26 protein-coding genes are annotated in these 25,149 nt (G+C 71.3%); 10 read left to right on the top strand and 16 right to left on the bottom strand.

The annotated features are described in order from the left end of the window. Window positions 1-11: 11 nt before the first annotated feature. Window positions 12-893 (top strand): LysR substrate-binding domain-containing protein, encoded by an 882-nt coding sequence (locus ACIBVP_RS44255; RefSeq protein ID WP_396112572.1) that lies wholly within the window; start codon window positions 12-14, stop codon window positions 891-893. Here the strand turns inward: ACIBVP_RS44255 and ACIBVP_RS44250 are convergent. Next, the gene (locus ACIBVP_RS44250) at window positions 877-2,202 is read right to left on the bottom strand and encodes an NAD(P)/FAD-dependent oxidoreductase (protein WP_396112571.1); all 1,326 of its coding nucleotides are present in this window, start codon (window positions 2,200-2,202) and stop codon (window positions 877-879) included. The two genes, ACIBVP_RS44255 and ACIBVP_RS44250, sit on opposite strands and share 17 nt — an antisense overlap. Before the next feature lie 169 nt (window positions 2,203-2,371). Here ACIBVP_RS44250 and ACIBVP_RS44245 point away from each other — a divergent pair, with 169 nt between their 5' ends. The 4 genes from ACIBVP_RS44245 to ACIBVP_RS44230 all read left to right on the top strand — a co-directional run bounded on the left by ACIBVP_RS44245 (window position 2,372) and on the right by ACIBVP_RS44230 (window position 4,772). Continuing rightward, window positions 2,372-2,788, top strand: coding sequence for a FadR/GntR family transcriptional regulator (locus tag ACIBVP_RS44245; protein WP_396112570.1), 417 nt, complete (start codon window positions 2,372-2,374; stop codon window positions 2,786-2,788). 877 nt (window positions 2,789-3,665) lie between these two features. Beyond that, complete coding sequence (locus ACIBVP_RS44240) at window positions 3,666-4,061, top strand: creatininase family protein (RefSeq protein ID WP_396112569.1); 396 nt, start codon at window positions 3,666-3,668, stop codon at window positions 4,059-4,061. Between the two features lie 33 nt (window positions 4,062-4,094). Next, window positions 4,095-4,370, top strand: coding sequence for an ArsR/SmtB family transcription factor (locus tag ACIBVP_RS44235; protein WP_396112568.1), 276 nt, complete (start codon window positions 4,095-4,097; stop codon window positions 4,368-4,370). Between the two features lie 9 nt (window positions 4,371-4,379). Then, a complete protein-coding gene (locus ACIBVP_RS44230; protein WP_396112567.1) occupies window positions 4,380-4,772 on the top strand; it encodes a VOC family protein in 393 nt (130 codons plus the stop codon). Here the strand turns inward: ACIBVP_RS44230 and ACIBVP_RS44225 are convergent. Beyond that, window positions 4,769-6,841, bottom strand: coding sequence for a DUF6351 family protein (locus ACIBVP_RS44225; RefSeq protein ID WP_396112566.1), 2,073 nt, complete (start codon window positions 6,839-6,841; stop codon window positions 4,769-4,771). The genes ACIBVP_RS44230 and ACIBVP_RS44225 overlap by 4 nt on opposite strands. A gap of 489 nt (window positions 6,842-7,330) precedes the next feature. Between ACIBVP_RS44225 and ACIBVP_RS44220 the strand changes: the two genes are divergently transcribed. Then, window positions 7,331-8,068, top strand: a complete 738-nt coding sequence (locus ACIBVP_RS44220; RefSeq protein WP_396112598.1) for an ABC transporter permease — start codon at window positions 7,331-7,333, stop codon at window positions 8,066-8,068. Window positions 8,069-8,073: 5 nt separating this feature from the next. Here the strand turns inward: ACIBVP_RS44220 and ACIBVP_RS44215 are convergent, their stop codons facing one another. From ACIBVP_RS44215 to ACIBVP_RS44160, 12 genes are all read right to left on the bottom strand, one after another. After that, the gene (locus ACIBVP_RS44215; RefSeq protein WP_396112565.1) at window positions 8,074-8,877 is read right to left on the bottom strand and encodes a DUF6042 family protein; all 804 of its coding nucleotides are present in this window, start codon (window positions 8,875-8,877) and stop codon (window positions 8,074-8,076) included. After that, window positions 8,763-9,125, bottom strand: a complete 363-nt coding sequence (locus ACIBVP_RS44210; RefSeq protein WP_396112564.1) for a hypothetical protein — start codon at window positions 9,123-9,125, stop codon at window positions 8,763-8,765. The genes ACIBVP_RS44215 and ACIBVP_RS44210 overlap by 115 nt, the downstream gene beginning before the upstream one ends. A 14-nt stretch (window positions 9,126-9,139) precedes the next feature. Continuing rightward, window positions 9,140-9,715, bottom strand: coding sequence for a 1,2-dihydroxy-3-keto-5-methylthiopentene dioxygenase (locus ACIBVP_RS44205; protein WP_396112563.1), 576 nt, complete (start codon window positions 9,713-9,715; stop codon window positions 9,140-9,142). Continuing rightward, a complete protein-coding gene (gene mtnB / locus ACIBVP_RS44200; RefSeq protein WP_396112562.1) occupies window positions 9,712-10,302 on the bottom strand; it encodes a methylthioribulose 1-phosphate dehydratase in 591 nt (196 codons plus the stop codon). Before mtnB ends, ACIBVP_RS44205 begins: the two co-directional genes overlap by 4 nt. Beyond that, a complete protein-coding gene (mtnC, locus tag ACIBVP_RS44195) occupies window positions 10,299-11,000 on the bottom strand; it encodes an acireductone synthase (RefSeq protein ID WP_396112561.1) in 702 nt (233 codons plus the stop codon). The genes mtnB and mtnC overlap by 4 nt, the downstream gene beginning before the upstream one ends. Further along, the gene (locus tag ACIBVP_RS44190) at window positions 10,997-11,980 is read right to left on the bottom strand and encodes a methylthioribose-1-phosphate isomerase (RefSeq protein WP_396112560.1); all 984 of its coding nucleotides are present in this window, start codon (window positions 11,978-11,980) and stop codon (window positions 10,997-10,999) included. The genes mtnC and ACIBVP_RS44190 overlap by 4 nt, the downstream gene beginning before the upstream one ends. Continuing rightward, the gene (locus ACIBVP_RS44185) at window positions 11,977-13,134 is read right to left on the bottom strand and encodes an acyl-CoA dehydrogenase family protein (protein WP_396112559.1); all 1,158 of its coding nucleotides are present in this window, start codon (window positions 13,132-13,134) and stop codon (window positions 11,977-11,979) included. Before ACIBVP_RS44185 ends, ACIBVP_RS44190 begins: the two co-directional genes overlap by 4 nt. Further along, the gene (locus tag ACIBVP_RS44180) at window positions 13,131-13,868 is read right to left on the bottom strand and encodes a purine-nucleoside phosphorylase (RefSeq protein ID WP_396112558.1); all 738 of its coding nucleotides are present in this window, start codon (window positions 13,866-13,868) and stop codon (window positions 13,131-13,133) included. The genes ACIBVP_RS44185 and ACIBVP_RS44180 overlap by 4 nt, the downstream gene beginning before the upstream one ends. After that, a complete protein-coding gene (locus tag ACIBVP_RS44175; RefSeq protein WP_396112557.1) occupies window positions 13,865-14,761 on the bottom strand; it encodes an ABC transporter permease in 897 nt (298 codons plus the stop codon). Before ACIBVP_RS44175 ends, ACIBVP_RS44180 begins: the two co-directional genes overlap by 4 nt. Window positions 14,762-15,217: 456 nt before the next feature. Further along, window positions 15,218-16,198, bottom strand: coding sequence for an ABC transporter permease (locus tag ACIBVP_RS44170; RefSeq protein ID WP_396112556.1), 981 nt, complete (start codon window positions 16,196-16,198; stop codon window positions 15,218-15,220). Further along, window positions 16,195-17,712, bottom strand: a complete 1,518-nt coding sequence (locus ACIBVP_RS44165; protein WP_396112555.1) for an ABC transporter ATP-binding protein — start codon at window positions 17,710-17,712, stop codon at window positions 16,195-16,197. Before ACIBVP_RS44165 ends, ACIBVP_RS44170 begins: the two co-directional genes overlap by 4 nt. Next, window positions 17,693-18,721 (bottom strand): BMP family ABC transporter substrate-binding protein, encoded by a 1,029-nt coding sequence (locus ACIBVP_RS44160; RefSeq protein ID WP_396112554.1) that lies wholly within the window; start codon window positions 18,719-18,721, stop codon window positions 17,693-17,695. The genes ACIBVP_RS44165 and ACIBVP_RS44160 overlap by 20 nt, the downstream gene beginning before the upstream one ends. A 234-nt stretch (window positions 18,722-18,955) precedes the next feature. Here ACIBVP_RS44160 and ACIBVP_RS44155 point away from each other — a divergent pair, with 234 nt between their 5' ends. After that, window positions 18,956-19,297, top strand: a complete 342-nt coding sequence (locus ACIBVP_RS44155; protein WP_396112553.1) for a hypothetical protein — start codon at window positions 18,956-18,958, stop codon at window positions 19,295-19,297. A 363-nt stretch (window positions 19,298-19,660) separates the two neighbouring features. Here ACIBVP_RS44155 and ACIBVP_RS44150 read toward each other — a convergent pair whose 3' ends face one another. Together ACIBVP_RS44150 and ACIBVP_RS44145 are read right to left on the bottom strand one after the other, a co-directional pair. After that, complete coding sequence (locus ACIBVP_RS44150; RefSeq protein ID WP_396112552.1) at window positions 19,661-21,868, bottom strand: FtsX-like permease family protein; 2,208 nt, start codon at window positions 21,866-21,868, stop codon at window positions 19,661-19,663. Beyond that, window positions 21,865-22,542 (bottom strand): ABC transporter ATP-binding protein, encoded by a 678-nt coding sequence (locus ACIBVP_RS44145; RefSeq protein WP_396112551.1) that lies wholly within the window; start codon window positions 22,540-22,542, stop codon window positions 21,865-21,867. The genes ACIBVP_RS44150 and ACIBVP_RS44145 overlap by 4 nt, the downstream gene beginning before the upstream one ends. A 162-nt stretch (window positions 22,543-22,704) precedes the next feature. Between ACIBVP_RS44145 and ACIBVP_RS44140 the strand changes: the two genes are divergently transcribed. The 3 genes from ACIBVP_RS44140 to ACIBVP_RS44130 are packed head-to-tail and all read left to right on the top strand — an operon-like array spanning window position 22,705 to window position 25,053. After that, window positions 22,705-23,361: a phosphatase PAP2 family protein gene (locus ACIBVP_RS44140; protein ID WP_396112550.1), complete on the top strand. Its 657-nt coding sequence runs from the start codon at window positions 22,705-22,707 to the stop codon at window positions 23,359-23,361. 28 nt (window positions 23,362-23,389) lie between these two features. Then, entirely contained in the window at window positions 23,390-24,478 is a 1,089-nt protein-coding gene (locus ACIBVP_RS44135) for an LLM class flavin-dependent oxidoreductase (RefSeq protein ID WP_396112549.1), read from the top strand. After that, window positions 24,475-25,053: an FMN reductase gene (locus ACIBVP_RS44130; protein ID WP_396112548.1), complete on the top strand. Its 579-nt coding sequence runs from the start codon at window positions 24,475-24,477 to the stop codon at window positions 25,051-25,053. The genes ACIBVP_RS44135 and ACIBVP_RS44130 overlap by 4 nt, the downstream gene beginning before the upstream one ends. Window positions 25,054-25,149 lie beyond the last annotated feature (96 nt).

Raw genomic sequence — 25,149 nt, 5'->3', positions numbered from 1 at the left:
AAACTGGGGTCATGGATCTGGCCGTACTGCGTCTGTTCCAGCAAGTCGCGAGCGGCGCGACGGTCACCGACACCGCCGCCCGCGCCCGGCTCACACAGCCTGCGCTGTCGCGGGCACTCCGGCGAGTCGAGCACGAGGTCGGGACGACGCTGTTCCAGCGCACGGGCCGCACCCTGCGGCTCACCCCGGCCGGGCACGCGTTCTCCGCACATGCCGAGGCCGTGCTCGACCGCTACGACCAGGGCGTGCGCGAGGTCCGCGAGCTGGTCGACCCGGACGCGGGCACGATCCCGCTCGCGTTCCTGCACACGCTCGGCACGTGGCTCGTCCCGAACGTGATCCGCGGCTTCCGCGAGCAGCACCCGCGCGCCCGGTTCGTGTTGCGCCAGCACGGCGAGGAGGGGCTGATCGCCGAGCTGCGCGACGGCACCGCGGACCTCGTGCTGACCAGCGACGACCCGGGCGAGCCCGGGATCGAGTGGCGGCGGCTGCTCACCGAGCCGCTGCGCCTGGCGGTCCCACCGGACCACCGCCTCGCCGACCGCGCCGAGATCCGGCTGGCGGACGCGGCGGACGAGACGTTCATCCTGCTGCGCCCGGGCTACGGACTGCGTGCCACGACCGAGGCCCTGTGCGCGGCGGCAGGGTTCACACCGCACGTGGGTTTCGAGGGCGAGGAGGTCGACACGCTGCGCGGCCTGGTCACCGCGGGGCTGGGGGTGGCATTGCTGCCACCCCCGCAGGCGGCCTCCCCGGCGCCGCACCTCCGGGTCACCGATGTCCCGTCCGAACGCGACATCGGCGTGGCGTGGCAGGCGGGCCGCGACCTGCCGCCGCTGTCCGCCGCGTTCCGCGCCCACGTACTGCGAGGCGGTGTCACTTCTTCGCGGTGATCCCCGGGATGTTCGGCAGCTCCGGGTTGTCGGTGTCGAGCGGCACGTGCGGCGCGCGCACCAGGCCCAGCTGGACCGACTGCCGTCCGATCACCGCGTCCAGCAGCCAGTCGACGGCCGTGCGGATGCGGTTGCCGGGCATGGCGACCAGGTGGTACCCGCGGGTGACGACCTTCGCCGGGAACCCGGCGAGCGGAACCCTCATCGGGTTGGCCGCGGCCTGCACGCCACCGAGGTCGACGACGAAACCCAGGTCGTGGTGCTTGTACCTGCGGAGCTTGCCGCCGGTGAGCGACGCGGCGACGTTGCGCCCGGCGAGCTTGCCCTGCCGGGACGCGTGCTGCGCGGTCATCGTGGTGATCTGCCCGGGCCGGGTCAGGTCGGGCACGGCGGCCGCGTCGCCGCAGGCGAACACGTCCGGATGTCCGGGCACCACCAGCGTCGGTTCGACGACGACGCGCCCCTTCTGCGTCTCCAGCCCGGCCGACTCGACGACCGGGTCGGGCCGCACCCCGACGCACCACACCAGCGAGCGGGTGCACACGACCTCGCCGCTCCTGAGCTTCACGCCGTCGGCGGTGGCCTCCTCGACGGTGTCGCCCATCCGGACCTCGACACCGCGGGACCGCAGTACCTTGTCGGCGGCCTTCGACAGCCGAGGATGCAGCTCGGGCAGCACCTTCGGCGCGATGTCGAGCAGGAGCCAGCGGATCTTCTGGTCCCGCAGCTCGGGGTGCCGGTCGGCGATGACCGTGGTGAACAGCGGCCCCTGCGCGGCGACCTCGGTCCCGGTGTAGCCGGCGCCGACGACCACGAACGTGCAGCGGGCGTCGCGTTGGGCCTGGTCGTCGGTCGCGGCGGCCAGCTCGATCTGGCGGATGACGTGGTCGCGCAGGTAGAGCGCCTCGGGCACGCCGCGGAACCCGTGCGCGTGCTCGGCGACGCCCGGGATGGGCAGGAGCTTGTTGACGCTGCCCGCGGCAAGGACGAGCCGGTCGTAGGTGAGTTCGTGGTCGCGGCCCTCGGGGTCGGTGTAGGTGACGGCCCGGCGGTCGAGGTCGATCTTGTCAACGGTGCCGAGCGCCAACCGGACGCCGGGCAGCGCGGCGGGCAGCGACACGGTCACCCGCCTGGGGTCGATGACCGCGGCCGCGACCTCGGGGAGCAGCGGCAGGTAGAGGAAGTAGTCGGTCGGGTTGACGAGGACGATCTCGGTGTCCGAGTCCGGGGGCAGCGCCTTGAGCAACGAGCGCGCCGTTTCGAACCCGGCGAATCCGCCTCCGACGATGACGACTCGCGTGGATGGCATGCCCCCATCGTTCCCCGGATACCTTCACAGCAAAACTCATCAACTGATTTAGTCACTTTGTGAGTCTGTCGGAGCGCTTGGCGGACACCACCGTCGAGATCATCCGCGACGAGCAGCTGGTGCTGGGCGCGGCGCGGCGTCGTCCCGCGACCTGGCCAAACGTTTCGACGTGACCACCCCGACCGTCCGGGAAGCGCTGCGCCGCCTGGAGGCGACAGGCATCGTGGAGTTCCGGCACGGGTCGGGCACGTACGTGGGCACCGGCATCTCGCGGGTCCTGGAACCGGCGATCGCGGCCGCGGCGGCGAGAACCCGTGGCGCGGCGGCGCTGACCCGCCTGAAAGCCGCGGTCACCAACGCACCGCACCCCCCGGCGGGCGAGACCCGGCCGGCCGTGCACTTCCACGTGGCACTGGCAGCGGCGAGCGGCAACCGGCTCCTGGAGGAGTCGATGGAAGCGCTGCTGCACGTGCAGATCCTGGCCGCCATCCGCGACGGCGACCCGCAGGCCGCGGAAACCCTGACAAGGACACACCTGGAGTCGATCCGCACCGCGATCGAGACGGCGAAATTCGGCACCCCATGACCACGGACGCCTCCGGCCCCCGAAATCCAGCGTAACGGCACCCACCGACGAGAAATCGCGAAAACCCCCACCTGTCCCCACCCGAACAGGCGAACCCCGAACGAAAGTCCCATCCGCCCGCCAGGGGGACCCCTGATCTCAAGTCTAGCGGCGGACACCGACAACACCGAACCCCGAAAACCGCCAAACCACAACGAAACCGTATCGCCCCGAACGAAAGTCCCATTCGCGGAGCGTTATTCAGAAGTGTTGATCTTGTTGGTAGCGCAACAGCCCCGCCTGGTTAGGATCGTTTCCTTCCACAGAACACGACTGACCAGGGCGGGGCTGTTGCGGTACGAGTCTACGACGGGTCTTGATCACGCTCTGATCCAGGAGCTGGTCGCCCGGATCAACCAGGTCCTGCCCGTAACGAAGCGGGGACGCCGTCCGGTGCTGGGGTTGTACCGGCGGGTGGTGCTCACCCTGGTGCTGCTGCCGTCCAACGCCGCCCAGACCATGCTGGCCGATCTGTTCGAGATCTCCCAGCCCACCGTGTCCCGGATCTACCGGGACTCCGGGGGTCCCCCGATTTCCACTCTACCGGGCGGGACCGACAGAAAAAGGGCCCGAAACAGGCCTCAACCACAACACCTCGGATAATCCCCGAACGAAAGTCCCATCCGCACGGCCAGGGGACCCCCTGACATCGAGCCTACCGAACAGCACCGACACAAACGGACCGCAAACGGCCCTCGAACACAACAACCCCAACGCACCCCGAGCGAAAGTCCCATTCGCGCGCCTCGGGGGTCCCCCGATTTCCAGCCTACCGGGCAGGACCGACGGGAATCGGGGTGCGGACCGTGCCGATGGGACAGTCGTCCGGCTTGGTGAGATGGCGACCGTCGAGGCCACGCACGCCGCTGCCACCGGGACCGTCGTCATCATCCCCGCCGGCGCGTTCGAGCAGCACGGGCCCGGGATGCCGCTCGCCACCGACCTGATCCGTGCCGAACAGATCGCGGCGCGGGTCGCCGCCCGGCTCGGGCACCGGACCGTCGTCGGGCCCTCGATCCCGGTCGGCGTCTCCCCGCGCCACCTCGCCTTCGCCGGCACGGTCACGCTCTCCACCTCGACGTTCGCCGCGGCCGTCCGCGAGTACGCCGTCGCGCTGGTCCCCTGCGGACTGACTGATGGCGGCACCGGCGGCGCCATCGCCTGGGCCGCCGAGAACAGCGGCGCCCAAGCCGACCAGCTGCTCACCCTGCTGATGAACGGGCTCTCGACTTGATAGGCAAGTCGCCACTTGCCTATGCTGTCTGTCGTGGACGAAGACGACCTCTTCAAAGCACTGGCCGACCCCACCCGCAGGCGCATCCTCGACGGCCTCGCGGAACGGGACGGCCAAACCCTGTTCGAGATCTGTGCACGGCTGGCCACCGACCACGGTCTCGGAATGTCCCGCCAGGCGGTCAGCCAGCACCTCGCCGTGCTGGAGGCCGCCGACCTGGTCCGTTCGCGGCGCGAGGGCCGCTACAAGTTCCACGACCTGAACACCGAACCGCTGCGGCACATCGTCACGCGATGGCTGCGCACCTGAGAGGACTCCATGAAGATCCACATGACCAGCGTCTTCGTCGACGACCAGGCGAAGGCCGAGCGTTTCTACACCGACGTGCTCGGTTTCGTGAAGAAGCACGACCTGCCGCTGGGCACCGACCGGTGGCTGACCGTGGTGTCACCGGAGGACCCCGACGGCACCGAGCTGCTGCTGGAGCCCGGCCGCCACCCCGCGGTGCAGCCGTACAAGGACGCGCTGGTCGCGGACGGAATCCCCGCCGCCGCCTTCGCCGTGGACGACGTCCGCGGCGAGTTCGAGCGGCTGACCGGCCTTGGCGTGACGTTCACGCAGGAGCCGCTGGAAATGGGCATGGTCGTCACCGCGGTCTTCGACGACACGTGCGGCAACCTGATCCAGATCCAGCAGCTCAAGCAGTCCTAGTACGTCTGCCAGGTTCCGCGCGGGTCGCGTTCGCTGATGCCCTTGCGGGACCAGTCGCACACACCGGTCGGGAAGGCCTTGCGCAGCAACGCCTTCTCGGCCTCGGTGAACGTGACCGGGTAGTCGTCGAAGTCCAGCGGCGTGAGCCTGCACTTGACCGTGGTCATCGACAGGTCCTCGCCCGCGACCAGACGCGGGTTCGCGCCGATCGGGTACAGCTGCCCGCACCGGCCACCCGACGGGTAGGTCAGCGGCTCGCTGATCCGTTCGGTCGCCGACACGTAGCAGCCGTCGGTGAGGTCGGCCGGCCTGTTCGCGATGACCTTCCGCGCCTGGTCGCGGCGGGAATCGTCGCCGTCGATCGCGGTCAGCCAGCGGTCCATGGCGTCCAGCTGGTACCGCGCCGCCGCGGCCGCCTGCGCCGGGTCCGGGGAGGACTCGATGATCACCTGGTTCGCGTGCGTGCCGTTCTGGGTGTGCAGGCGGTCGCGCATCACGTAGGACATCTCGGCGGTGTGGATGTCCGCGAGCGGCGTGACCCGGTCCAGGTAGGTGCGCTGGTCGATGATCGGCGTGTACCGCAAACCGAGTCCCGCGCTGTTGACCAGGTCGGCGCCGTAGGCGGCGAAGAGGCCGCGCGGGTCGGCCGTGGTGCGGGTCGGGATCGGGCGGCCCGCGTGGTCGTAGCCGCCGACGCCCGCGTTCAGCGCCGCGAACTGCGCGGGCGTAATCGCGCCGTCCTCCAGCGCCCGCAGGCCGTACTGCACGCCGACGTTGTCCAGTACGGCGCGGACGAACCCGGTGCGCGGGTCGCGGCCCAGCTGGTTCACCCACTGCTCGGCCGCGCCGCAGCGCAGCCCGTCGGGGTTGGTCGTCTCGTGCCAGCGGGTCTCGACGGGGATGATCGGGTCGCAGCTGCCGGTCGCCGTGGCCCTGCTGAGGAACGTGGCCTGCCAGGACAGGCACGTGTTGTAGGAGATGTAGCCGGACACCGCGCGCTGCTGCTCCGGGGAGAAGCCGCCCTTGGCGAAGTACGCGTTGAGCAGGCCGCAGTCGGTGACCGGGCCCATCGTGGTCAGCGGGTCCGGATAGGAGATGCCGGGGATGATGCCGTCGAGGATGCCCGGGTAGGCGTCGGCGATGTCGTACTGCTGGATGCCGCCGCCGGAGCCGCCCCAGCCGATGGTGTGCTGTGCCGGGCCGTACGTCTCCTGGAAGTGCTCCTTGACCATCATCGCGGCCTCGGCCGAGATGACCGGGCTGCAGTTGTTGTCGAGCACGTTCAGCGTGGACGACGCGACGGCGTAGCCCTGCGACAGGAACAGGTCGTCCTGCACGGGCGCCGTCGTGCCACCCTGCCGGTAGCCGCCGTTGCAGCCGCCGCCGAAGTTGTAGACGAGCCTGCCGTTCCACCCTCGTTCGGGCGCCACCGGCGACGGGTCGGTGCCGTCGTACAGCGCCGCGATCCGGTAGACGGCGCGGTCGATCACGCCGGTCTCGACCCGCACGACGTACGGCATCGTCACGCCGCCGACGGACGCGGTCGCGAGGTCAGCAGGCCGGTCCGCCGGGTCGGCCATCGGGACGAACTGGCCGGCTGTGGTCCGGTACGAGTAGGTGACCTCGGTCGGCGCCTCGCACAACGGCTGCTGCGCCGGCGCGAGGCCGAACACCTCGGTCTGGCAGTAGAACGGCTCCTGCTGCCGACCCGAGAACACCGGGCCCGAACGCGGGTGGTTCACCAGACGCAGGGTCGCGCGCCCGCCGCGGCTCGCGTCTGCCGTGATCGTGTTGCGACCGTCGCGCAGTCCGTCGACCACGCCGAGCAGCGAACCGTCCGGCTGGCGGGTGAACGCATCGGTGACGTCACGCCCGTTGCTGTGCACGCGCACCCCGTCGGCACGCCCGACACGGACCAGCACGTCACCGCCGCTCACGAACTCGGCCCTGGTGTTGGACTCGACCGTCAGCGACAGACCGGGCGGAGCGACAGCGGAAGCCGTAACACCTGTCACACCAAGCGCGGCGGCGGACACGACGACGGCAACACGAGTGGGGAACCGATTCACACGAAGATCCTATGCACCGGTCAACACCCGCGAGTCACGTTCCAGAACATAGCGAGTCACGCCCCCAGGCACAGCGAGTCGCGCCCCCAAACACGGCGAGTCGCGCCCCCAGGCACAGCGAGTCGCGCGCGACAACACCGCGAGTCACGCACCCAGGCATCCGCGAGCAGCGGCCCCCAGATCCCCGCGAGTCGCGCGCCAGAACATCGCGAGTCGCGCCCTCACACGGTGCGAGTTGTCGATCTCGTGCAGATTTCCCGCCCAGCCGATGCGCACGAAACGTACAACTCGTTGTGTGCTGGCGCGCGACTCGCGGTGCCCGAGCGCGCGACTCGCCGTGTTTGAGCGCGCGACTCGCGGTGCCCGAGCGCGCGACTCGCGGTGCCCGAGCGCGCGACTCGCGGTGGCCTGGGGCGCGACTCGCTGGGTTTGGGGGCGCGACTCGCGGGGTTTGTTCGGGGTTCGTGGGTGGGGTCGGTGTGCGATGTTGTGGGGGTGGATGTCGTGATCGGGTGGCCGTTGGCTGGGGTGTTGGTGCTGCTCACGGTCGTTGGTGCCGTCGCGGTCGGGGTTGGGAGGCTGGGGTCGTGGTGGCCGGTTGTGACGGCTGCGGCGCGGGCGGTCGGGCAGCTCGGGGCGGTCAGCTTCGTGATCGTGGTCGTCCTGCGCAACGGGTGGCTCACCGCGGCGTTCGTGGTGCTCATGTTCGGTATCGCGACGATCACCTCGGCTCGGCGGATCACGAAGGCACACCATGGTCGGTGGGCGGCCGTCGCCATCGCGGCCGGGGTGGCGCCGGTTCTCGGGCTTCTGTTGGCCACCCGCCTGGTCCCGTACGAACCGGTGGCGATCATCCCGATCGCGGGCATCCTCATCGGCGGTGCCATGACCGCGACGTCCCTGGCGGGCAGGCGCGCACTGGACGAGCTGACCACACGTCACGGCGAGTACGAGGCGGCGCTCGCGTTGGGCTTCCGTGACGCCGACGCCGCACGGCTGATCGTGCGGCCGACCGCCGGGCAGGCGCTCGTGCCCGCCCTGGACCAGACCCGCACGGTCGGGCTCGTCACCCTGCCGGGCACTTTCGTCGGCATCCTCCTCGGCGGCGGCACCCCGATCCAGGCGGGTGCGACGCAGCTGCTGGTGCTGATCGCGCTGCTGGCGATCGAGGGCATCGCCGTCCTCGTGACCGTCGAACTGGTCGCCGCGGCGAGGCTGTCGCGCTGAACCGCCTACAGCGTCATGGTGAACGTCGCGTCGAGCGAGCCGTCGACGCGGAGGAACCGGCGCCGCACGGCCCACTCGAGCGCGGCACGAACGTCGTCTGCCGGCACGAGCGTGCGCTCGGCGAGATCGGTGAGCGTTTGGGTCGTGCCGTGCCACAACGCGACGGCCACCAGATCCGCCGCGTAGGCGGCGAACCGGTCGTTGTCGCGCTGCGAGACGAGCCGGTCCCCGTCCCTCGCGGACATGTCGAGCACGTCCTCCGGGTACCGTGCCGTGGCGGGCGTGCGGTAGCCGCCCTCGTCCTCGACCAGCGCGCCGACGGCGACGAACACGTCCAGCGTCTCGGCCAGCGTGCCCGGCTCCGGCATCCCGAGCTGCCGGGCGACGTCCGACGGGTGCATCAGCACCGGCACCCGGGCGGACAGCGGCCGGTCCAGCCAGTCGGCGCCCCGGTGCCACTGGACACCGAACCGCCGCAGCGACTCGAGCGTCGCCTCGCCGAGGTCCTCGCGCGCCCCGTCCACGGCCCGCAACAGGTCGCCGAACTCGAAACTGAACATGCTGAGCCAGCCGGGATCGGCCGCCCGCACGGCGATGTCGCGCCGTTTCCACCACCGCGGCGGAACCGGCTCGGCCCGCCAGAACCGGAGCAACCAGCGATCGCCCCACGCGTCCTCGCCGACCGGCCGCCTGGTCACCCGCACGCGGTAGGCGTCCGCACCGGCGAGCGGGAGGACGTCCGCGCCCGACCCGCCGGTCGTGTAGTCGAGCCGATCCTCGCCGGACAGGCTCCGGTACGGGATGTCCACGACATCCGCTCGGCGAAGTCGTCGTCCGGGGCCGAGTCGTGCACCTCGATGCGCACCACGTCCGGACCAGGACCCGCCGCGCCCTCCAGCCACCCGTTGCCGGTACGCACGATCGTGCCGCACGGCTGCACATCCGAACCGTGCTGGCTGAACGGGCCCCGCTGCTCGCGCGCACCGGCGTCACGCACGACGAGCGTGCCCGACTCCGCGAGGTAGTCGTCGTCCTCGAACATCCCCAGTGTCGGCACGACGAGAACTCAGCTCAGCGGCCCTCGGCCAGGGTGTCGAAGTCCGGGAACGTGTCCGCGAGGCGGGCGCCGGTGAAGTTGCCGACCCAGCCGTCCTCGTCGTGGAAGAACCGGATGGCCACGTAGTCCGGGCGGGTGCCCATGTCGAACCAGTGCGTGGTGTTCGCCGGGACGCTCAGCAGGTCGCCGGCCTCGCACAGGACGGCGTACACCTTGCCGTGCATGTGCAGGTAGAACACGCCGGCGCCGCGGGCGAAGAACCGGTCCTCGTCATCGTCGTGGGTGTGCTCGTTCAGGAACTTCTGGCGGGCCTCCGCCGCCTTCGCACGCCACTCCTCGGTGTCCTCCGGCGTCATGTGCAGCGCGTCCACCAGGATGTAGCCCTCGTTCTCCACCACCCGGGAGACGTGGGACTGGTAGGCGGCGAGCACCTCGTCGGACGTCGGGGTGGCAGGGAGGTCCTCGACCACCGGCCAGCGCTCGAAGCGCACACCCAGTTCCTTGAGCTCGTCGGCGATCGTCGCGCCGTCCTCGGTCCTGAGCAGGACGGTGTCCGGGTCGTCGCCGGCCCACACGGTCAGCAGTGTCATCGTGGGTCCCTTCCCGATTCGAGTATGAACCGCAGCAGCCATTCGAGGCACTCCAGGCGGTGCCGGGCCTGCCGCAGGTCGTCGCCCCACACGTACACGCCGTGACGGGCGACGATCAGGGCCGGGGTGTCGGCGCGGTAGCCGCGTTCGAACGCGTCGCCCAGCACCCGCATGTCCTGGCCGTTCCGGATCACGGGGATGGTGACGAGGTCGTCGTGCGCGGCGCGGCCGAACCCCTTCAGCATCTCCAGGTCGCACAGTTCCACCCCGCCCGGCCAGCGTTCCGCCGCGAGCACCGGCGCCATCGCGTGGACGTGCACGACCGCGCCCGCGCCCGACACCGCCGCGATCCGCGCGTGCAACCCGGCCTCCGCGGACGGCACGCCGTCGCTGACCGGCTGCCCGTCCGCGTCGACCTCGACGTGGTCGGACTCGGTCAGCTCACCCTTGTCCAAGCCGCTCGCCGTGACCGCGAGCCGCAGCGGGTCGCGCTGAAGCACCACCGACAGGTTGCCGGACGTGCCGCGCATCCAGCCCATCGACGCGTAGCGGGCCGCCTCGTCGGCGAGCCGCTGCCCCACGCTCACCGGGACACCTCGACCTCGGTGAGCGACCGGATCGTTCGGTGCGGTGCGAAGTCGGCGTCACCGAACGGTTCGCCGTCGCGGGCCACGCCGACGGTCTGCCAGCCCGCGGCGTCCGCGGCGTGCAGTTCCGCGGGCACGTCGGAGAAGAACACCAGCCGCGCGGGGTCGGCGTCCAGTGCGGCGGCGATCGCCCGGTACGACGGCTCCTCGCGCTTCGGTCCCGCGTTGACGGTGTCGAAGTGCTGTTCGAACAACCCGGTCAGGTCGCCGTCGGTGGTGCGGGAGAAGAACGCGACCTGCCCGGCGACCGAGCCGGACGAGAACACCGCGAGCCGGAGCCCGTCCTCGTGCCACTGCCGCAGCCTGGGGGCCACGTCGGGGAAGAACTCGGCGGTGAGGTCGCCGTCCGCGTACCCCTTCTGCCAGATCAGGCCCTGCAACGTCTTGAGCGGCGCGATCTTCTGGTCCGCGTCCATCCAGCTGTGCAGGACCGCGACGACCTCGTCCGTGCTCGCGCCGTCCGGGAGGCCGCCGAGCCTGCGGACCTGTTCGACGGCGTCCGCGACCACCGGGTCGTCGCCGTGCGCGTCGATCCACGACCCCAACCTCGGCCGCGCGTAGTCGTACAGCACGACGTGCACCTGGCTGGTCGCGGTGAGCGTGCCCTCGATGTCGAGCACGACCCAGTCGGCGTTCACGGAACCTCCTGGTAGTAGCCGGCGAGCCGGCGCGGGTCGAAGGGACCTCGGTCGGTGACGACGGTCGTGACGAACCGCGGCGGGGTGATATCGAAGGCCGGGTAGTGGCCGCGGATGCCGGGCCGGTCCACGATCTCCCTGCCGTCGCGGTACTCGATGGGGACGTCGGCGGCGGTGGGCGCGAGCCGGTCGGGTGCCTGCACCATCGCGTGGAACGGCACGTCGAACGCGGCCGCGGCGACCGCGAGCCCGAGCGTGCCGATCTTGTTGATCACGTGACCGTCCATGGTGACCCGGTCGGCGGCAGTGACGAGCGCGTCCACCGTGCCCTCGGCAAGGACCGCGGCACCCATGCCGTCGGTGATCAGAGTGGTGTCGACGCCCATCTCCGCCAGTGTCTCCGCGGTGAGCCGGGCGCCCTGCCGGTACGGGCGGGTTTCGGTACAGATGTATGACACGTTCTTGTCCGCCGCCGCCCGCACCAGTTCGACCAGGTACAGGTCGGCCCAGCAGTGCGTGAGCACGGTCGCGCCGTCGGGAAGCAGGTCAGCTGTATGGCGTCCGAGCGCCGCGCTGCGGGACCGGTATCGCTCGTCCCCGGCGCGCGCCCCGGCGAGCACGGTCGCGACGAGCTCCTCCCCGGCTTGTCCGTCCACGTCGGACAGCGCGGCGGCCACCGCCTTGCGCAGGTGGTTGTTGGTGCGGCGAGTGGCGATCAGCCGCTCCCCGGCGGCGTCGAGGTGGGCGCGGGCCGCCGCCGGTTCGAGGTGGGCGGCCTCGCGTGCCGCGAGCACCATCGCCCACAGCGCGGCGAAGTACGGGCCGGACGACTGGGTGACCATGTCCTCGATGGCCTTCGCGACGTCCTCGACGCCGCCGCAGTGCACCCACACCCGCTGTTCGGGGAACACGCGCCGGTCGAGGATCTCGACGCCGTCGTCGGTGAGCCGGACGCTGTCGGCGAGGACCGGGGTGCTCATGTGTACCCCGTGAACGGCGGGAACTCGCCGGTCAGGAAGTGTTCGCCGACCTCGCGTGCCTTGTAGACCACCGGGTCGTGCAGGGTGAGCGTGCGGGCGTTGCGCCAGAAGCGGTCGAACGCGTACTTGCTGGCCGTGCCCCGGGCGCCGACGAACTCGAACACCTTCGACGTGGCCTCGTTGACCACTCTGGTCGCCACGATCTTGGCGGCGGAGACGGTCACGGCCGCCTCGCCGCGTTCCTCGTCGGTCAGCTCGGTCCCGCGGTCGAACGCCGCGCCGAGGGCGCGGGCCGCGTCGTCGGTCAGTGCGCCCGCGGCACGCACCTGCGCGACCAGTTCGCCGTACCCCGCGAGGATGTGCGGGTCCGCGACCGCGCTGTCCACCCCGGACAGGAACCACGGGCGGCCGCGGTGCCGCGTGTAGTCGGCGGCCTCGATCAGCGCGCCCTCCGCGATGCCCACGTAGATCTGGGTGAGGAACAGCTGGAACCCGATCGCGGCGAGCGACAGGCGCGGCGACTGGTTCTCCGGCTGCGGGCCGAGCACGTCGCGTTCCGGCAGGAACACGTCGGTGAACTCGACACCGCCGCTCGCGGTGAGCCGCTGGCCGATGTTGTCCCAGTCGCCGAGATAGCGGAGGCCGTCGGCCCGCGCGTCGAGCACGAACGTGAGCTTCTCGTCGTCGTCCGTGCGGGTCGCGCTGACGACGAGCCGGTCGGCGACGGCGGCACCGGTCGCGAACGTCTTGCGGCCATTGACCCGGAAACCGCCGTCGACGGGCGTCAGCTCGAGCGCGGCGTCGAGCGGGTTGCTCACCCCGGCCCAGAAGTGGTTGCCCGCCACGGTTTCCCGCCGCAGCCGCGTCACCAGGTCCGGCCGCTCGAACAGCTCACCACGCCACAACTGCAGGTAGTGGTACCCGAGCAGATGCCCCACGTTCGGGTCGGCGGCCGACACCATGCGGGTGACGGTGTTCGCGGTGAGCCAGCTCTCCCCTGCGCCGCCGAGGTCAGCGGGGATGAGGAGCGTGAGGAGCCCGGACTCCTTGAGGAGGGTCACCTCGCGCGTCGGATCCTCGCCCGCGAGGTCACGTTCGGCCGCGTCGGACCGGAGCGTGTCGACCAGTTTGTCCGCTGCTTCCCGCCACCTCATGCCAGTGCCACCAATGCGTCCAGTGCGACCGCGCTGCCCCGCGCGACCCCGTCGACGACGACCTGGCGGTGCGGGTCGTACGAGGTCGGGTCGGTGTTGTCGACGGTAGCGTTGCCGTCGATGACCAGCACCCCACCGGCACGCAGCCCCTTCAGCGCGGCGAAGACGAGCAGGGTGGCCAGCTCCATCTCGATGGCGATCACGCCGGCGGCGAGGTAGTCGCGCATCGGCAGCTCACGCACCAGCGGGCTGAACGCGGCCCGGGTCCACACGACACCGCGGTGCGCCCGCGCTTCGTGGGCGCGTGCGGCGGCGGTCAGCGCGAGCACCGCCTCCGCGGTGGCGAACGACGGGTACTCGGGGTGCACGAGCTGCTGGGTGACCCCGTCGTCGCGGACCGCGGCCTCGGCGATGACCAGGTCGCCGTCCACGATGTCGGCACGCAGCGCGCCGGCGGTGCCGAAGCGGAGGAACGTGTGCACCCCGGCCTCCGCCAGTTCCTGGAACTGGCAGAGCGCGCCCGGCCCGCCGACCCCGTGCGAGGACACCACGACCGGCGTGCCCTGCCAGAGTCCCTGGTAGCTGCGGTACTCCCGGTTCTCACCGATCAGGTTCGCGTCGGTGAGCAACCCCGCGACGGCGGTGGCGCGGGCGGGGTCGCCGACCACGAGCGCGAGGCCGGGCAGCCCGGCGCGCGGGATCTTGGTGATGGGCAGCGTTGTCGGCCCGGTCATGTGCTCTCCCTGGTTCTGCGGATCCGGGCGCTGGAGACGAACAGCGCCAGGAGGGTGACGACGTACGGGGCGGCGTCGGTGGCCTGCTGTGGCAGCCCGATGCCCTGGAGCCGGAAGCCGAAGGCCTCGGCGAGTCCGAAGAGGACGGCGGCGGCGAGCACCCCGTACGGCAGCGCGCGGCCGAGCATGACCGCGACGACGGCGATCCAGCCGCGGCCCGCGGTCATGTTCTCGGAGAAGAGGGTGACGTTGCCGAGCGCGAGCTGTGCGCCGGCGAGGCCGCAGAGCGCGCCGCCGGCGAGGATCACGCCGTACCGGTAGCGGGTGACGCTGACCCCGAGGCTGGCGGCGGCGTCCGGACGCTCGCCGATGCCGCGCAGGCGCAGCCCCCACAGGTGCCGGTACAGCAGTACCGCCAACGCGACGACGGCGAGCCACGACAGGTAGACCAGCACGGAGTGCCCGGAGAGGACACGCCCGACGAACGGGATGTCCCGCACGAGGGGGATGTGGATCGCGTCGAGCCCCTGCAGTGCCGGGTCGCTGAAGGTGCCGCGGGTGCCGAAGACGGTGCGGATGAGGAACGACGTGAGCCCGACGGCGAGCAGGTTGATCGCGACCCCGAGAACGATCGCGTCGCCGCCGAGGGTGACGTGCCCGACGGCGAGGACCAGGGAGTAGGCGGTCCCGGCGACGACGGCGATCAGCACGCCGAGCCACACGCTGCCGGTGTACCAACTGCCCGCGACCCCGGCGAACGCGCCGACGAGCATGGTGCCTTCGAGGGAGATGTTGAAGACCCCGGCCCGCTGGCAGAGCGCCCCGGCCAGCGCGGCGAAGAGGATGGGCGTGAGCGCCCCGAGCGCGGAGGAGAAGAGAGCGGCGTCAACCACGACGAGCCCCCGAACCCGAGCGAGAGTCCCATTCACGCAGCCCGGGGCCCCCCGATTTCCACGCTACCGGCAGACACCGACAGTTCCGCTCACCTCGCGGCAGATCGCCCACACCCACACGGGCACATCCGGAACGAAAGTCCCACTCGCTCGCCGAGGGGGCCCCCGACATCCACGCTACCGACGCGGACCGACAATCCCCCGCGCCACACAACACGCCATCCACACCCACACGGGCACACCCCGAACGAAAGTCCCACTCGCACCCCCAGGGGGCCCCCGACATCCACGCTACCGACGCGAACCGACAATCCCCCGCGCCACACAACACGCCATCCACACCCACACGGGCACACCCCGAACGAAAGTCCCACTCGCACCCCCAGGGGACCCCCGACATCCACGCTACCGCGGAGGACCGACAGTTCCGGGCCGCGCGGGCGGAGTTGTCCACAGTCATGCCGGGTTCCTCCTCTTGCGCAGCAGGCCCGTCGCCGCGGCCAGGAAGATGATCAGCACCGCCTGGAGCACCGCCGTCAGTTCGCGTGGTACCTGGGTCACGCGTTCCATCGCGAAGCCGCCGCTGGTCAGCGCGGCGAAGAACACCGCGGCCACCAACGTTCCCAGCGGGTTCGCCGCCGCCAGCAACGCCGCCAGCAGCCCGATCCACGTGTACTGCGGCGTGATCAGCGCACCGTCGATGAACCGGTGCGGGAAGCCCAGCACGACCACCGCCCCCACCAGCCCGGCGAGCCCACCCGAGCAGGCCAGCAGCTTGACCGTCAGCGCGGGCCGGTCGATCCCCGCGTACTGCGCGAACCGAGGCCCCCACCCCGTCACCCGCGTCTCGAACCCGGCGGGCGTCCTGGCGTCCACCACCGCGTACACCACCACCGCCGCGACGATCAGGCACAGGCTGGGCGCCAGCTCCGCGAACCGCACGTCCGCGGGCAGCTGGTCGCTCTGCGGCAGGCTCGACCCCTCGTCCCGCATCGGGAACCGCACCAGGTACGCGGCGAACGACATCGCCGGGTAGCTGAGCAGCAGCGTCGTCACCAGCAGGGGGACGCCCATCCGGGTCTCGCACACGGCGGCGACCGACGCGTACAGCGCACCGGCCAGCGCACCCGCGACCAGCGCCGCCACCAGCCCGAGCGGGCCGGGCACGTGCAGGCCCACCGTGATCGCGCTGATCGCACCGAGCACCAGCTGGCCCTCGCCGCCGAGGTTGACCATCCCGGCACGCAAGGGGATCGCGAGCGCGGTCGCCATACCGACGACCGGCACCGCGTAGGCGAGCGTGTCGGCGAGGCCGTCCGGGCCGAACGCGCCGGTGACGATCGCCTGGTACGCCTCGAGCGGGTTCGCGCCCGTGGCGGCGAGCAGGACCGCGCCGAGCACCAGCGCGGCCAGCAGGGTGACGGCCACGGTCCTCACGACGCGCCCCCGGCCATCGCGAGACCGAGCGCCTCGTACGTCGCGTCGTCCTTGGTCAGTTCGGCGACCACCCGGCCCTCGTACATCACCAGCACGCGGTCGGCGAGCGCGCGGATCTCCGACAGCTCGGCCGACACGAGCAGCACCGCGTGCCCGGCGTCGCGGTAGGAGATCAGCTGCTGGTGGATGTTGACGATCGCGCCGATGTCCACGCCGCGGGTCGGTTGCTCGACCAGCAGCACCGGTGCGTCGTGGGTCAGCTCGCGGCCGAGGATCGCCTTCTGCTGGTTGCCGCCGGACAGCGTGCGCATCGGCACGTCCTGGTTCGCCGCGCGCACCCCGAACCGCTCGACGATCCCGCGTGCGTGGTCCCGGCGCCGCGCGGGCCGCAGCCAGCCGCGCCGCGCGAGCCGCCGCTGGAACCCGGTCGCGAGGTTGTCGCCGAGCTTCGCGCCCGGTGCGCTGCCGGTGTGCGCGCGGTCCTCGGGGATGTGCGCGAGCCCGGCCGCACGCCGCTCCCGCACCGACAGGCGGATGATGTCCTTGCCGCGCACGGTGACCGTGCCCGCGTCGGGGGTGCGCAGGCCGGCGATGGCGGCGATCAGCTCGGTCTGCCCGTTGCCCGCGACACCCGCGACGCCCACCACCTCGCCCGCCCTGACGTCCAGCGACACGGCGTCGAGGGCGGGTTTGCCGTGGCCCGCGACGATGAGCCCCCGCACCGACAGGACGACCTCGCCGGGCGACCCCGCCGGATAGATCTTGTCCAGTTCCACGTCCCGGCCGGTCATGGCGGCGGCCAGGGCGGCACGGTCCGTGTCCGCGGTCTTCGCTCGAAGGGTGACGCGGCCGTCGCGCAGCACGGTGACGTTGTCACTCAACGCGAGGACCTCGTGCAGCTTGTGGGACACGAACAGGATCGTGTGCCCGTCGGCGGCGAGCCCGCGCAGCACGTCGAACAGCCGGTCCGTCTCCGCGGGCGTCAGCACCGCGGTCGGCTCGTCGAGGATCAGCACCCGCGCCCTGCGGTACAGCAGCTTCAGGATCTCCACCTGCTGCTTCACCCCGACCGGCAGGTCACCGACCTTGTCGCCGGGCCGCAGCCGCAGGCCGTGCCGCTCGATCAGCTCCGCGACCGCGGCCCGCGCGGTGCGCCGGTCGAGCAGCCCGAACCGGGTGGGCTCGGCGCCGAACACCACGTTGTCGGTCACCGTCAGCGTGTCGAACAGGGCGAACCCCTGCTGCACCATGCCGACCCCGGCGTCGATGGCCGCCGCGGCGGAGGAGAACGACACCGGCAGGCCGTCGAGCTCGACCGTCCCCTCGTCGGGCCTGGACAGTCCATACAGGATGGACATGAGCGTCGACTTGCCCGCGCCGTTCTCGCCCATGAGCGCGTGGATCTCGCCGGGTGCGACGGAGAGGTCGACGTGGTCGTTGGCGAGGACGCCGGGGTAGCGCTTGACGATCCCCCGCAGGGAGACCGCCGGTGCGTCAGGCCGCTGCGGGGTCATCGATCGTGAGGGTGCCCGCGGTGATCTCGTCACGCAGCTTGCCGACCTGGGTGAGCACGTCCGGGTGATCCGCGATGACGCACTGCGACTGCGCGACGTCCGGCTGGAGACCGGTGAGTGAGATGCCCTCTTCCTTGACGCCGTACGAGCGGGTCTCGCCGCGCTTGCCGTCGAGGATGGCCGTCACCCCGTCGGTGATCACCACATCGGTGCGCTTGATCACGTTGTCGACCACCACGCCGGGCTCGGCCGGGCACTGGTTGGCGTCCACACCGAACGCGAAGATCCCCGCCTCCTTGGCGGCCTCGAACACACCGAGGTTGCCGGACGCGGACGCCGCGCCCATCACGTGGTCCACGCCCTGGCCTGCGAGCGTCGCGGTCAGCTGCTTGGCGCGGCCCGGGTCGTTGAACGGGTTGGCGCCACCGATGAACAGCGGCGAGAGCGCCGCGTCCGGCCTGGTCCTCCGCGCGCCGAGCCCGAACGGCTCCGAGTAGCGGTGGAACTGGGGCGCGTCGACGGCCACGACCGCGCCGACCTTGCCCGACCTGGTGAGCAGCCCAGCCTCGGCGCCCGCGAGGAAGACGCCCTCGTACTCGCGGAACACCGCGCAGGTGACGTTCGGGTACGGCTTCTCCGTGCAGGAGTCGACGAACAGGAACTGCTGGTCGGGGTTCTGCTCGGCCTGCTGGGCGAGCACGTCGGCGAAGTTGAAGCCGACGGCGACGATCACGTCGGGCTTGTCGCGGACCGCGGCCGCCACGTTCTGCTGGATCGAGGCCGGGTCGGTGCTCTGGTAGACCTTCTGGCTGCCCTTGTGCTCGCTCGCGGCGTCCTCGATGCCGGTGACCGCGAGTTTGAGGAAGTCGTTGACACCCACCGGGTTGGGGGTCACGAGGACAAGCGACGGTCCGTCACCCTCCGATGCCCCCGGCGAGTTCGCCGCCGCGTTGCACCCGGTTGCCAGCGCTCCGGCGGCCAGTAGCAAGATCCCCAATCGCGCCCTCATGCGCACGTCCCTTTCCGCGTGTCACCCGACCGGAGCAACCGTATGCATCGTGCCCACCATCCGACCATCGCGTCCACCCCATGAGACACCATCCATGATGATGATCACGCGAGATGTCGCGTCCCGTTCGCGGACAGCGACGCAACATGGTGTTCACCCGTTGGAATGTCTTCAGGTTTCGCCCAGACCTGCCGAGGGAATCGGTGGGCAAACCTCAACGACGAGGAGGACCGCATGGCCATCGAGGCCGCAGCAATGACCGCCACGAGACCGATTCCCGGTCCGCGGGTGGTGCAGGCCACCCCGGACATCCGGCCGCGCGCCGGACACGATCTGCTCGCGGGGGTGGACAAGGTGCTCGGCCGGCTCGCGCAGCCGGGCGACTCCACCGGCCTCGCCGACGACCTCCGCACCGCTCTCGCCCGCACCGCTGCCCTGGGCGACAGCTGCCGCATCCGCCCGCAGTGCGACGGCGTGCGCCTGGCCGCCGACCTGCTGCTGGCGGGCGAGGTGGTCGACGCGCACGCCATCCTGGTCCGCATGCAGGCCGAGCTGGCGGACCGTCAGCGCCGCTGACCACGCGGACGACGTAACGACAACGGGCGCCCGGCCCGCCGCCACAGCGGACCGGGCACGCCCATCCGGACCCCACCATCGCGCCGCTGATCGCGAGCAGCCCTCCCGGCCCGCCCCCGACCTCCTCACCGCCGCGAAAGACGCGTCGGCGGCATCCCCCGGTGCTGTGAAAGGCGCTTTCGCAGCACTCAACGCCGCCAACGCGCCTTTCGCGGCACGCGGTGAGGCCCGGTCCGCGCCCCGAACGCGAACCGGGCCTCACCTTCCCCGGCCCGTCCCCCGACGAACCGGCCCCCGACGGCCACCCGGCACCCCGAGCCGGGGAGCGCCGACCCGAGGGGAAGGCCGGCGCTCCCCGGGGTCTCACTCCTCCGCGAGCGGCTCCGCACGCACCCGCTTCAGCGCGGGCGAGCACACCGACGCCGCCAGCAACGCGACCAGGGCGCCGAGCACGATCGGGGCGGCGAGCCACGCGCTGAACACCGGCGCGCTGTGCGACACCAACCCGAACAACCCGACCCCGACGGCCGTCCCCAGCGCGCCCGCGCCGACGGTCGCCACCAGTGCCGGCAACGCCGCCTCCGCACGCAAGGCCCGTGCCAGCGTGTGCACCGGCGTGCCCGCCGCCATCAGCGCGCCGAACGTGCGCCTGCGGTCCATCACCGAACCCGCGGTCGCGATCGCGGCGCTGAGCCCGCCGAGCACCGACGCGGTCACCAGACCGATCACCGTCACCCGGCGCAGGTCCGCCAGCTCCTGGTTCTGCTCGCCGAGCTTCATCTCCTTGCTGATCACCTGCGCGCCACCCGACGCCGCCATCAGCGCGGTCCGCGCGGCCTCCCGGGACTTGTCGTCCGCGGGCACGGCGACGTCGACGCCGGTCGGCTCGACGCCCTCGGGCAGCAGGGCCGGGTCGATCAGCACGACGTCCGTCGACGCAGCGACCGGGGTGACGTCCAGCGGTGTGCGCTCCTCGGCCGACGAGCTGTCCGACCACGTCACCGCGTCGAGCCGCGCGTCCGACGGCGCGTACACGGCCGGTTCGGACCGGCAGTCGACCGACACGTTCGGCAACAGCACCTGGGCTTCGGCACAGGACAGCACGTACGCCTGCAGGTAGTCCTCGCCCTGCCGCACGTTGAGCTGGCCGACCGCCGCCGCGCGTGCCGCGAGACCGTACCGTTCGAGGCCCTCGTCGGCCGCCGCCACGACAGTGGGCGCGTGCTCGGCGTCTGTGCTGAGGTACAGGACGGAGTCCTTGTACGGGCTGTAGTACCCGGCCTCCGACTCGAGGCTCGGCATCAGTGTCAACGCCATCGACCCGGCGAACACCGCGAGCACCACACCGGCCGACGCGCGGTACGCCGCCTTCGGGTCGTCCTGCAGGCGTCGCCCGGCCAGCAGCGCGGACGGCCTGCGCCACGCCTTCGTGAACACGCCGCCGAGCGCCGAGGTCACCCACGGTCCCACGACGGTCGGCGACCACATCAGCAGCCCCAGCGTCAGGAGGATCGGCAGCAGCGCACCCGCTCCGGCTTCCTGTGCCATCGACAGCGACAGGATGAACAGCAGTCCCGCGACCGGCACCACCAGCAGCCGTGTCTTGCTGAGCGGTTTGCGGGTGTGCCCGCCGGTCGCCATGAGCGGCGTGTTCACCACGCGCCGCAGACCCGCGACGGCGGCGCCCACGACCAGGACCGGGACGGCGATCGCCACCAGCAGCACGATCGGCCACGGCAGCATGAAGTCGCTCGCGAACCAGGTGCCGCCGCCCCACGGCACCCAGGTCGCCAGCGAGTGCAGCACCGGGCTGATCGCCACCCCGACGACCGCACCGGCCACCGCGGCGAGCCCCGTCTCCGCCGCGACCATCGCCGTGACCTGTGCGGGGGTCGCGCCCGCCAGCCGCAGCGCGGCCAGGCGACGTTCCCGCCGCGCCGCCGTGAGCCGGGACGCGGACGCCACCAGCACCAGGCTCGGCACCAGCAGCACGACCACACCGACGCCGGCGAGCAGCGACAGCAGCCCGTCCGCCCGGGCCTCCCCCGAGGCCAGCGTGGTCAGCTCCGAGGACATCGCGGGCATCGTCTCCGGCGTGTGCCCGACGAGCACCACCAACTGCTCGGGGAACATCAGCGCGTCCTCGCCGAGCAGCCCGGCGGGTTCCGCGCCGAAGCGGTCCGACAGCTCCGCGGGCGGCTTGGCCGAGGACAGGGCCGCCAGCTCCGGCGACTGCAGCATCTCGCCGGGCGCCGGGAGCCGGTCGATGCCCGGTGGCAGCGCGATGTCCGCCTCGTCGACGAGCGGCGCCACGTCGACCCGCGTGATGACCTGCCCGTCGACCTGGTCCTCACTCGACGCGTAGCCGAGCACGCCCGTCCCCGGGTCGGCGAAGCCCATCGGGTGCTGCCACAGCGTGCGTTCCGCGCGCGCCTGCGTCGCGTACGGAAGGCTCGTCAACAGCAGCACCAGCCCGGTGGCCACCGCGACCCCCAGTGTGGTCAGCACGGTGGACACCTGGGTGCGGCGGTCGACCCGCAGCACACGCAGCGCCAGCTGGAACGGACTCATTGGGCAGCCACCGGCTGCTCGATACGGCCGTCGCGGATGGCGACGGTGCGCGGCATCATCGCGGCGATCTCCCGGTCGTGGGTCACCACGATCACCGCGGCGCCGGTCTCCTGCGCGGCGTCCACGAGCGCGCTGATCGTCGCGTGACCGGTCCTGGTGTCCAGGGCGCCGGTCGGTTCGTCGGCGAAGATCACCTTGGGCCGGTGCGCGAGTGCCCGCGCGATCGCGACCCGCTGGGCCTCGCCGCCGGACAGCTCGCCGGGGCGGCGGGTCTCCTTGCCCGTCAGCCCGAGCCGGTCGAGCCACGTGCGCGCCGTGGAGATCGCCATGCCGCGGTCGCGGCCGCCGAGCAGCAGCGGCAGCGCCACGTTCTCCTCGGCGGTCAGCTCGGCGACCAGCATCCCCGACTGGAACACGAAGCCGAACTCGGTGCGCCGCAGCTCGCTGCGCCTGGTCTCCGACAGCTGGTCGATCCGCTGTCCGCCCAGGGTGATCGCACCCTCGTCCGCCTTGAGGATGCCGGCCAGCACGTGCAGCAGCGAGGTCTTGCCCGACCCCGACGGCCCCACGATCGCGATGGCCTCCCCCGCGGCGATGTCGATGTCCACCCCGGCGAGCGCGTACGCGGACCCGTACCGCTTCACCAACCCCCGCCCGGACAACAGCGATGTCATGTCGACCCCTTCTCGTCGGTACCTGCGGGGAGAAACCTTCGCGGAGGTGGGCGGTCGCGCACGTCGGGCAGATGGCCAGGACCGGTCGAGGCGCACCGGCCGATCGGCCGACCCACCGGTGGCCGATCGGCCAACCGGTCAGGTGCCCTTTACGTTGGGGACATGACCCGATCAAGGCAGGCCGTGGCCGTGGTCGTGCTGGGGCTCGCCGCGATCGTGCTGACCGAGGCCGTCGTGCACCACCGGGCGCTCGCCGAGCTGGACGGACCGTTCCGCGACTGGGTGATCGACCACCGCGGCGGGTTCTGGACCGAGGTCATGGTGAACGCGAGCCGGTTCGGCAGCACGCCGTCGCTGATCGTCATCGTGCTGTTCACGGGCGCGTGGCTGGTGTGGAAGGACAGGAAGGCCGACTCGCTGCTGGTCGTGCTCGGGTCCGCGGGCGGGCTCGCGCTCGGGCCGGTCCTCAAGGCGATCGTCGAGCGGCCGCGACCGGCACTGACCGACCACGTGGTGTTCGTCAGCAGCTGGTCCTACCCGTCCGGCCACAGTCTCAACTCGATGGTGGTATTCGGGTTGCTCACGGTGCTGGCCGTGCGTGAGCGGCCCGGTGCGGTGCGCAGGACCGCCCTGACCGCGGTCGGCACGTTCCTGGTCGTCGTGGTCGGGGTCAGCCGTGTCTACCTGGGCGTGCACTGGCCGTCGGACGTGCTCGCGGGCTGGTTGATCGGTGTTCTCTGGCTCACGATCTGCTTCACGGGCGCCCATCTCGCTCGCGGGAATACCCGCACGTCCAGTACGGTTCACAGGAGTAGTTGAACTCGCAACTACCAGAGGGGTGAGCGTGATGCAGTTCGGGATCTTCTCCGTCGGGGACGTCACCACGGACCCGACCACCGGCGTGACGCCGAGTGAGCACGAGCGGATCAAGGCCATGGTCACGATCGCGCTCAAGGCCGAAGAGGTCGGGCTGGACGTGTTCGCGACCGGCGAGCACCACAACCCGCCGTTCGTGCCGTCCTCACCGACGACCATGCTCGGCTACGTCGCGGCCAGGACCGAGAAGCTGATCCTGTCCACGTCGACCACGCTGATCACCACGAACGACCCGGTGAAGATCGCCGAGGACTTCGCGATGCTGCAGCACCTGGCGAACGGGCGCGTCGACGTGATGATGGGCCGCGGCAACACCGGACCCGTGTATCCGTGGTTCGGCCAGGACATCCGCCAGGGCATCCCGCTCGCCATCGAGAACTACGCGCTGCTGCACGAACTGTGGCGCAAGGACGTCGTCGACTGGGAGGGCCGGTTCCGCACCCCGCTGCAGGGCTTCACGTCCACGCCGCGGCCACTCGACGGTGTTCCCCCGTTCGTGTGGCACGGCTCGATCCGCAGCCCGGAGATCGCGGAGCAGGCCGCCTACTACGGCGACGGCTTCTTCGCCAACCACATCTTCTGGCCGACCTACCACTTCCAGCGGCTGATCAGCCTGTACCGGGAGCGGTTCGCGCACTACGGCCACGGCACGCCCGAGCAGGCGGTCGTCGGCCTGGGCGGGCAGGTGTTCATGCGGAAGAACTCCCAGGACGCGGTGAACGAGTTCCGGCCGTACTTCGACAACGCGCCGGTGTACGGGCACGGGCCGTCGCTGGAGGACTTCATGGCGCAGACACCGCTGACCGTCGGGTCGCCGCAGCAGGTGATCGACCGGACGCTGACGTTCCGCGAACACTTCGGCGACTACCAGCGCCAACTGTTCCTGATGGACCATGCTGGCCTGCCGCTGAAGACGGTGCTGGAGCAGCTCGACCACCTGGGTGAGATCGTTCCGGTGCTGCGCAAGGAGTTCGAGTCGCGGCGCGCCCCCGGTGTCGCGGAGGCGCCGACGCACGCCTCGCAGGTCGAGGCCGCTTCGCAGGAGAAGGTGGAGGCATGAAGCTCGTCGTGGTTTCCGCGGGTCTGACCCAGCCGTCGTCGACGAGGCTGCTCGCCGACCGGCTGGCGACGGCCGTCGCCGCGCACGCCGACGTCGACACCCGGGTGGTCGAGCTGCGGGACTTCGCGGTGGACATCGCGAACAACCTGGTCACCGGGTTCCCGGCACCCCCGTTGGCGGACGCGTTGAAGGCGGTCGAGGAGGCGGACGGCCTGGTGGTCGCGACGCCGATCTTCACCGCCTCCTACAGCGGGCTGTTCAAGTCGTTCTTCGACCTGGTCGACAACGAGGCGCTGACCGGCAAACCGGTGCTGATCGCGGCGACCGGCGGCACCGCGCGGCACTCGCTCGCGCTGGAGCACGCCATGCGCCCGATGTTCGCCTACCTGCACGCGGTGGTCGTGCCGACGGCCGTGTACGCCGCGTCGGAGGACTGGGCGGGCCACGACCTGGCGCAGCGCATCGACCGCGCGGCCGAGGAACTGGCCGAGCTGATGGTGCGCGCACCCGCCCCCGTCAAGGAGACGTTCGTGCCGTTCGCCGAACAGCTGGCGGCACTACGCAAGAAGGACTAGTTCCAATGCCGTTCAGTTAGGGCGGTGGGTGGGTTGTCAAGGCGGCTGAGATAGGCAACGGGGTTCCTGCTAGAACAGCGTCGACCAAGATCGATG

It is taken from the genome of Actinophytocola sp. NPDC049390 (assembly GCF_044466355.1).
Lineage (GTDB): Bacteria > Actinomycetota > Actinomycetes > Mycobacteriales > Pseudonocardiaceae > Actinophytocola.
The sequence above is the reverse complement of the archived record's forward strand: the minus strand, read 5'-3'. Positions and strand labels throughout refer to the sequence as shown.

What these genes read in the sequence shown, in the direction of transcription:
- ACIBVP_RS44255 (WP_396112572.1), top strand. Translation starts at nt 12, where the DNA reads ATGGATCTGGCCGTACTGCGTCTGTTCCAGCAAGTCGCGAGCGGCGCG.
- ACIBVP_RS44250 (WP_396112571.1), bottom strand. Translation starts at nt 2,202, where the DNA reads ATGCCATCCACGCGAGTCGTCATCGTCGGAGGCGGATTCGCCGGGTTC.
- ACIBVP_RS44240 (WP_396112569.1), top strand. Translation starts at nt 3,666, where the DNA reads ATGGCGACCGTCGAGGCCACGCACGCCGCTGCCACCGGGACCGTCGTC.
- ACIBVP_RS44230 (WP_396112567.1), top strand. Translation starts at nt 4,380, where the DNA reads ATGAAGATCCACATGACCAGCGTCTTCGTCGACGACCAGGCGAAGGCC.
- ACIBVP_RS44205 (WP_396112563.1), bottom strand. Translation starts at nt 9,715, where the DNA reads ATGACACTGCTGACCGTGTGGGCCGGCGACGACCCGGACACCGTCCTG.
- ACIBVP_RS44190 (WP_396112560.1), bottom strand. Translation starts at nt 11,980, where the DNA reads ATGAGCACCCCGGTCCTCGCCGACAGCGTCCGGCTCACCGACGACGGC.
- ACIBVP_RS44185 (WP_396112559.1), bottom strand. Translation starts at nt 13,134, where the DNA reads ATGAGGTGGCGGGAAGCAGCGGACAAACTGGTCGACACGCTCCGGTCC.
- ACIBVP_RS44180 (WP_396112558.1), bottom strand. Translation starts at nt 13,868, where the DNA reads ATGACCGGGCCGACAACGCTGCCCATCACCAAGATCCCGCGCGCCGGG.
- ACIBVP_RS44165 (WP_396112555.1), bottom strand. Translation starts at nt 17,712, where the DNA reads ATGACCCCGCAGCGGCCTGACGCACCGGCGGTCTCCCTGCGGGGGATC.
- ACIBVP_RS44160 (WP_396112554.1), bottom strand. Translation starts at nt 18,721, where the DNA reads ATGAGGGCGCGATTGGGGATCTTGCTACTGGCCGCCGGAGCGCTGGCA.
- ACIBVP_RS44155 (WP_396112553.1), top strand. Translation starts at nt 18,956, where the DNA reads ATGGCCATCGAGGCCGCAGCAATGACCGCCACGAGACCGATTCCCGGT.
- ACIBVP_RS44150 (WP_396112552.1), bottom strand. Translation starts at nt 21,868, where the DNA reads ATGAGTCCGTTCCAGCTGGCGCTGCGTGTGCTGCGGGTCGACCGCCGC.
- ACIBVP_RS44145 (WP_396112551.1), bottom strand. Translation starts at nt 22,542, where the DNA reads ATGACATCGCTGTTGTCCGGGCGGGGGTTGGTGAAGCGGTACGGGTCC.
- ACIBVP_RS44140 (WP_396112550.1), top strand. Translation starts at nt 22,705, where the DNA reads ATGACCCGATCAAGGCAGGCCGTGGCCGTGGTCGTGCTGGGGCTCGCC.
- ACIBVP_RS44135 (WP_396112549.1), top strand. Translation starts at nt 23,390, where the DNA reads ATGCAGTTCGGGATCTTCTCCGTCGGGGACGTCACCACGGACCCGACC.
- ACIBVP_RS44130 (WP_396112548.1), top strand. Translation starts at nt 24,475, where the DNA reads ATGAAGCTCGTCGTGGTTTCCGCGGGTCTGACCCAGCCGTCGTCGACG.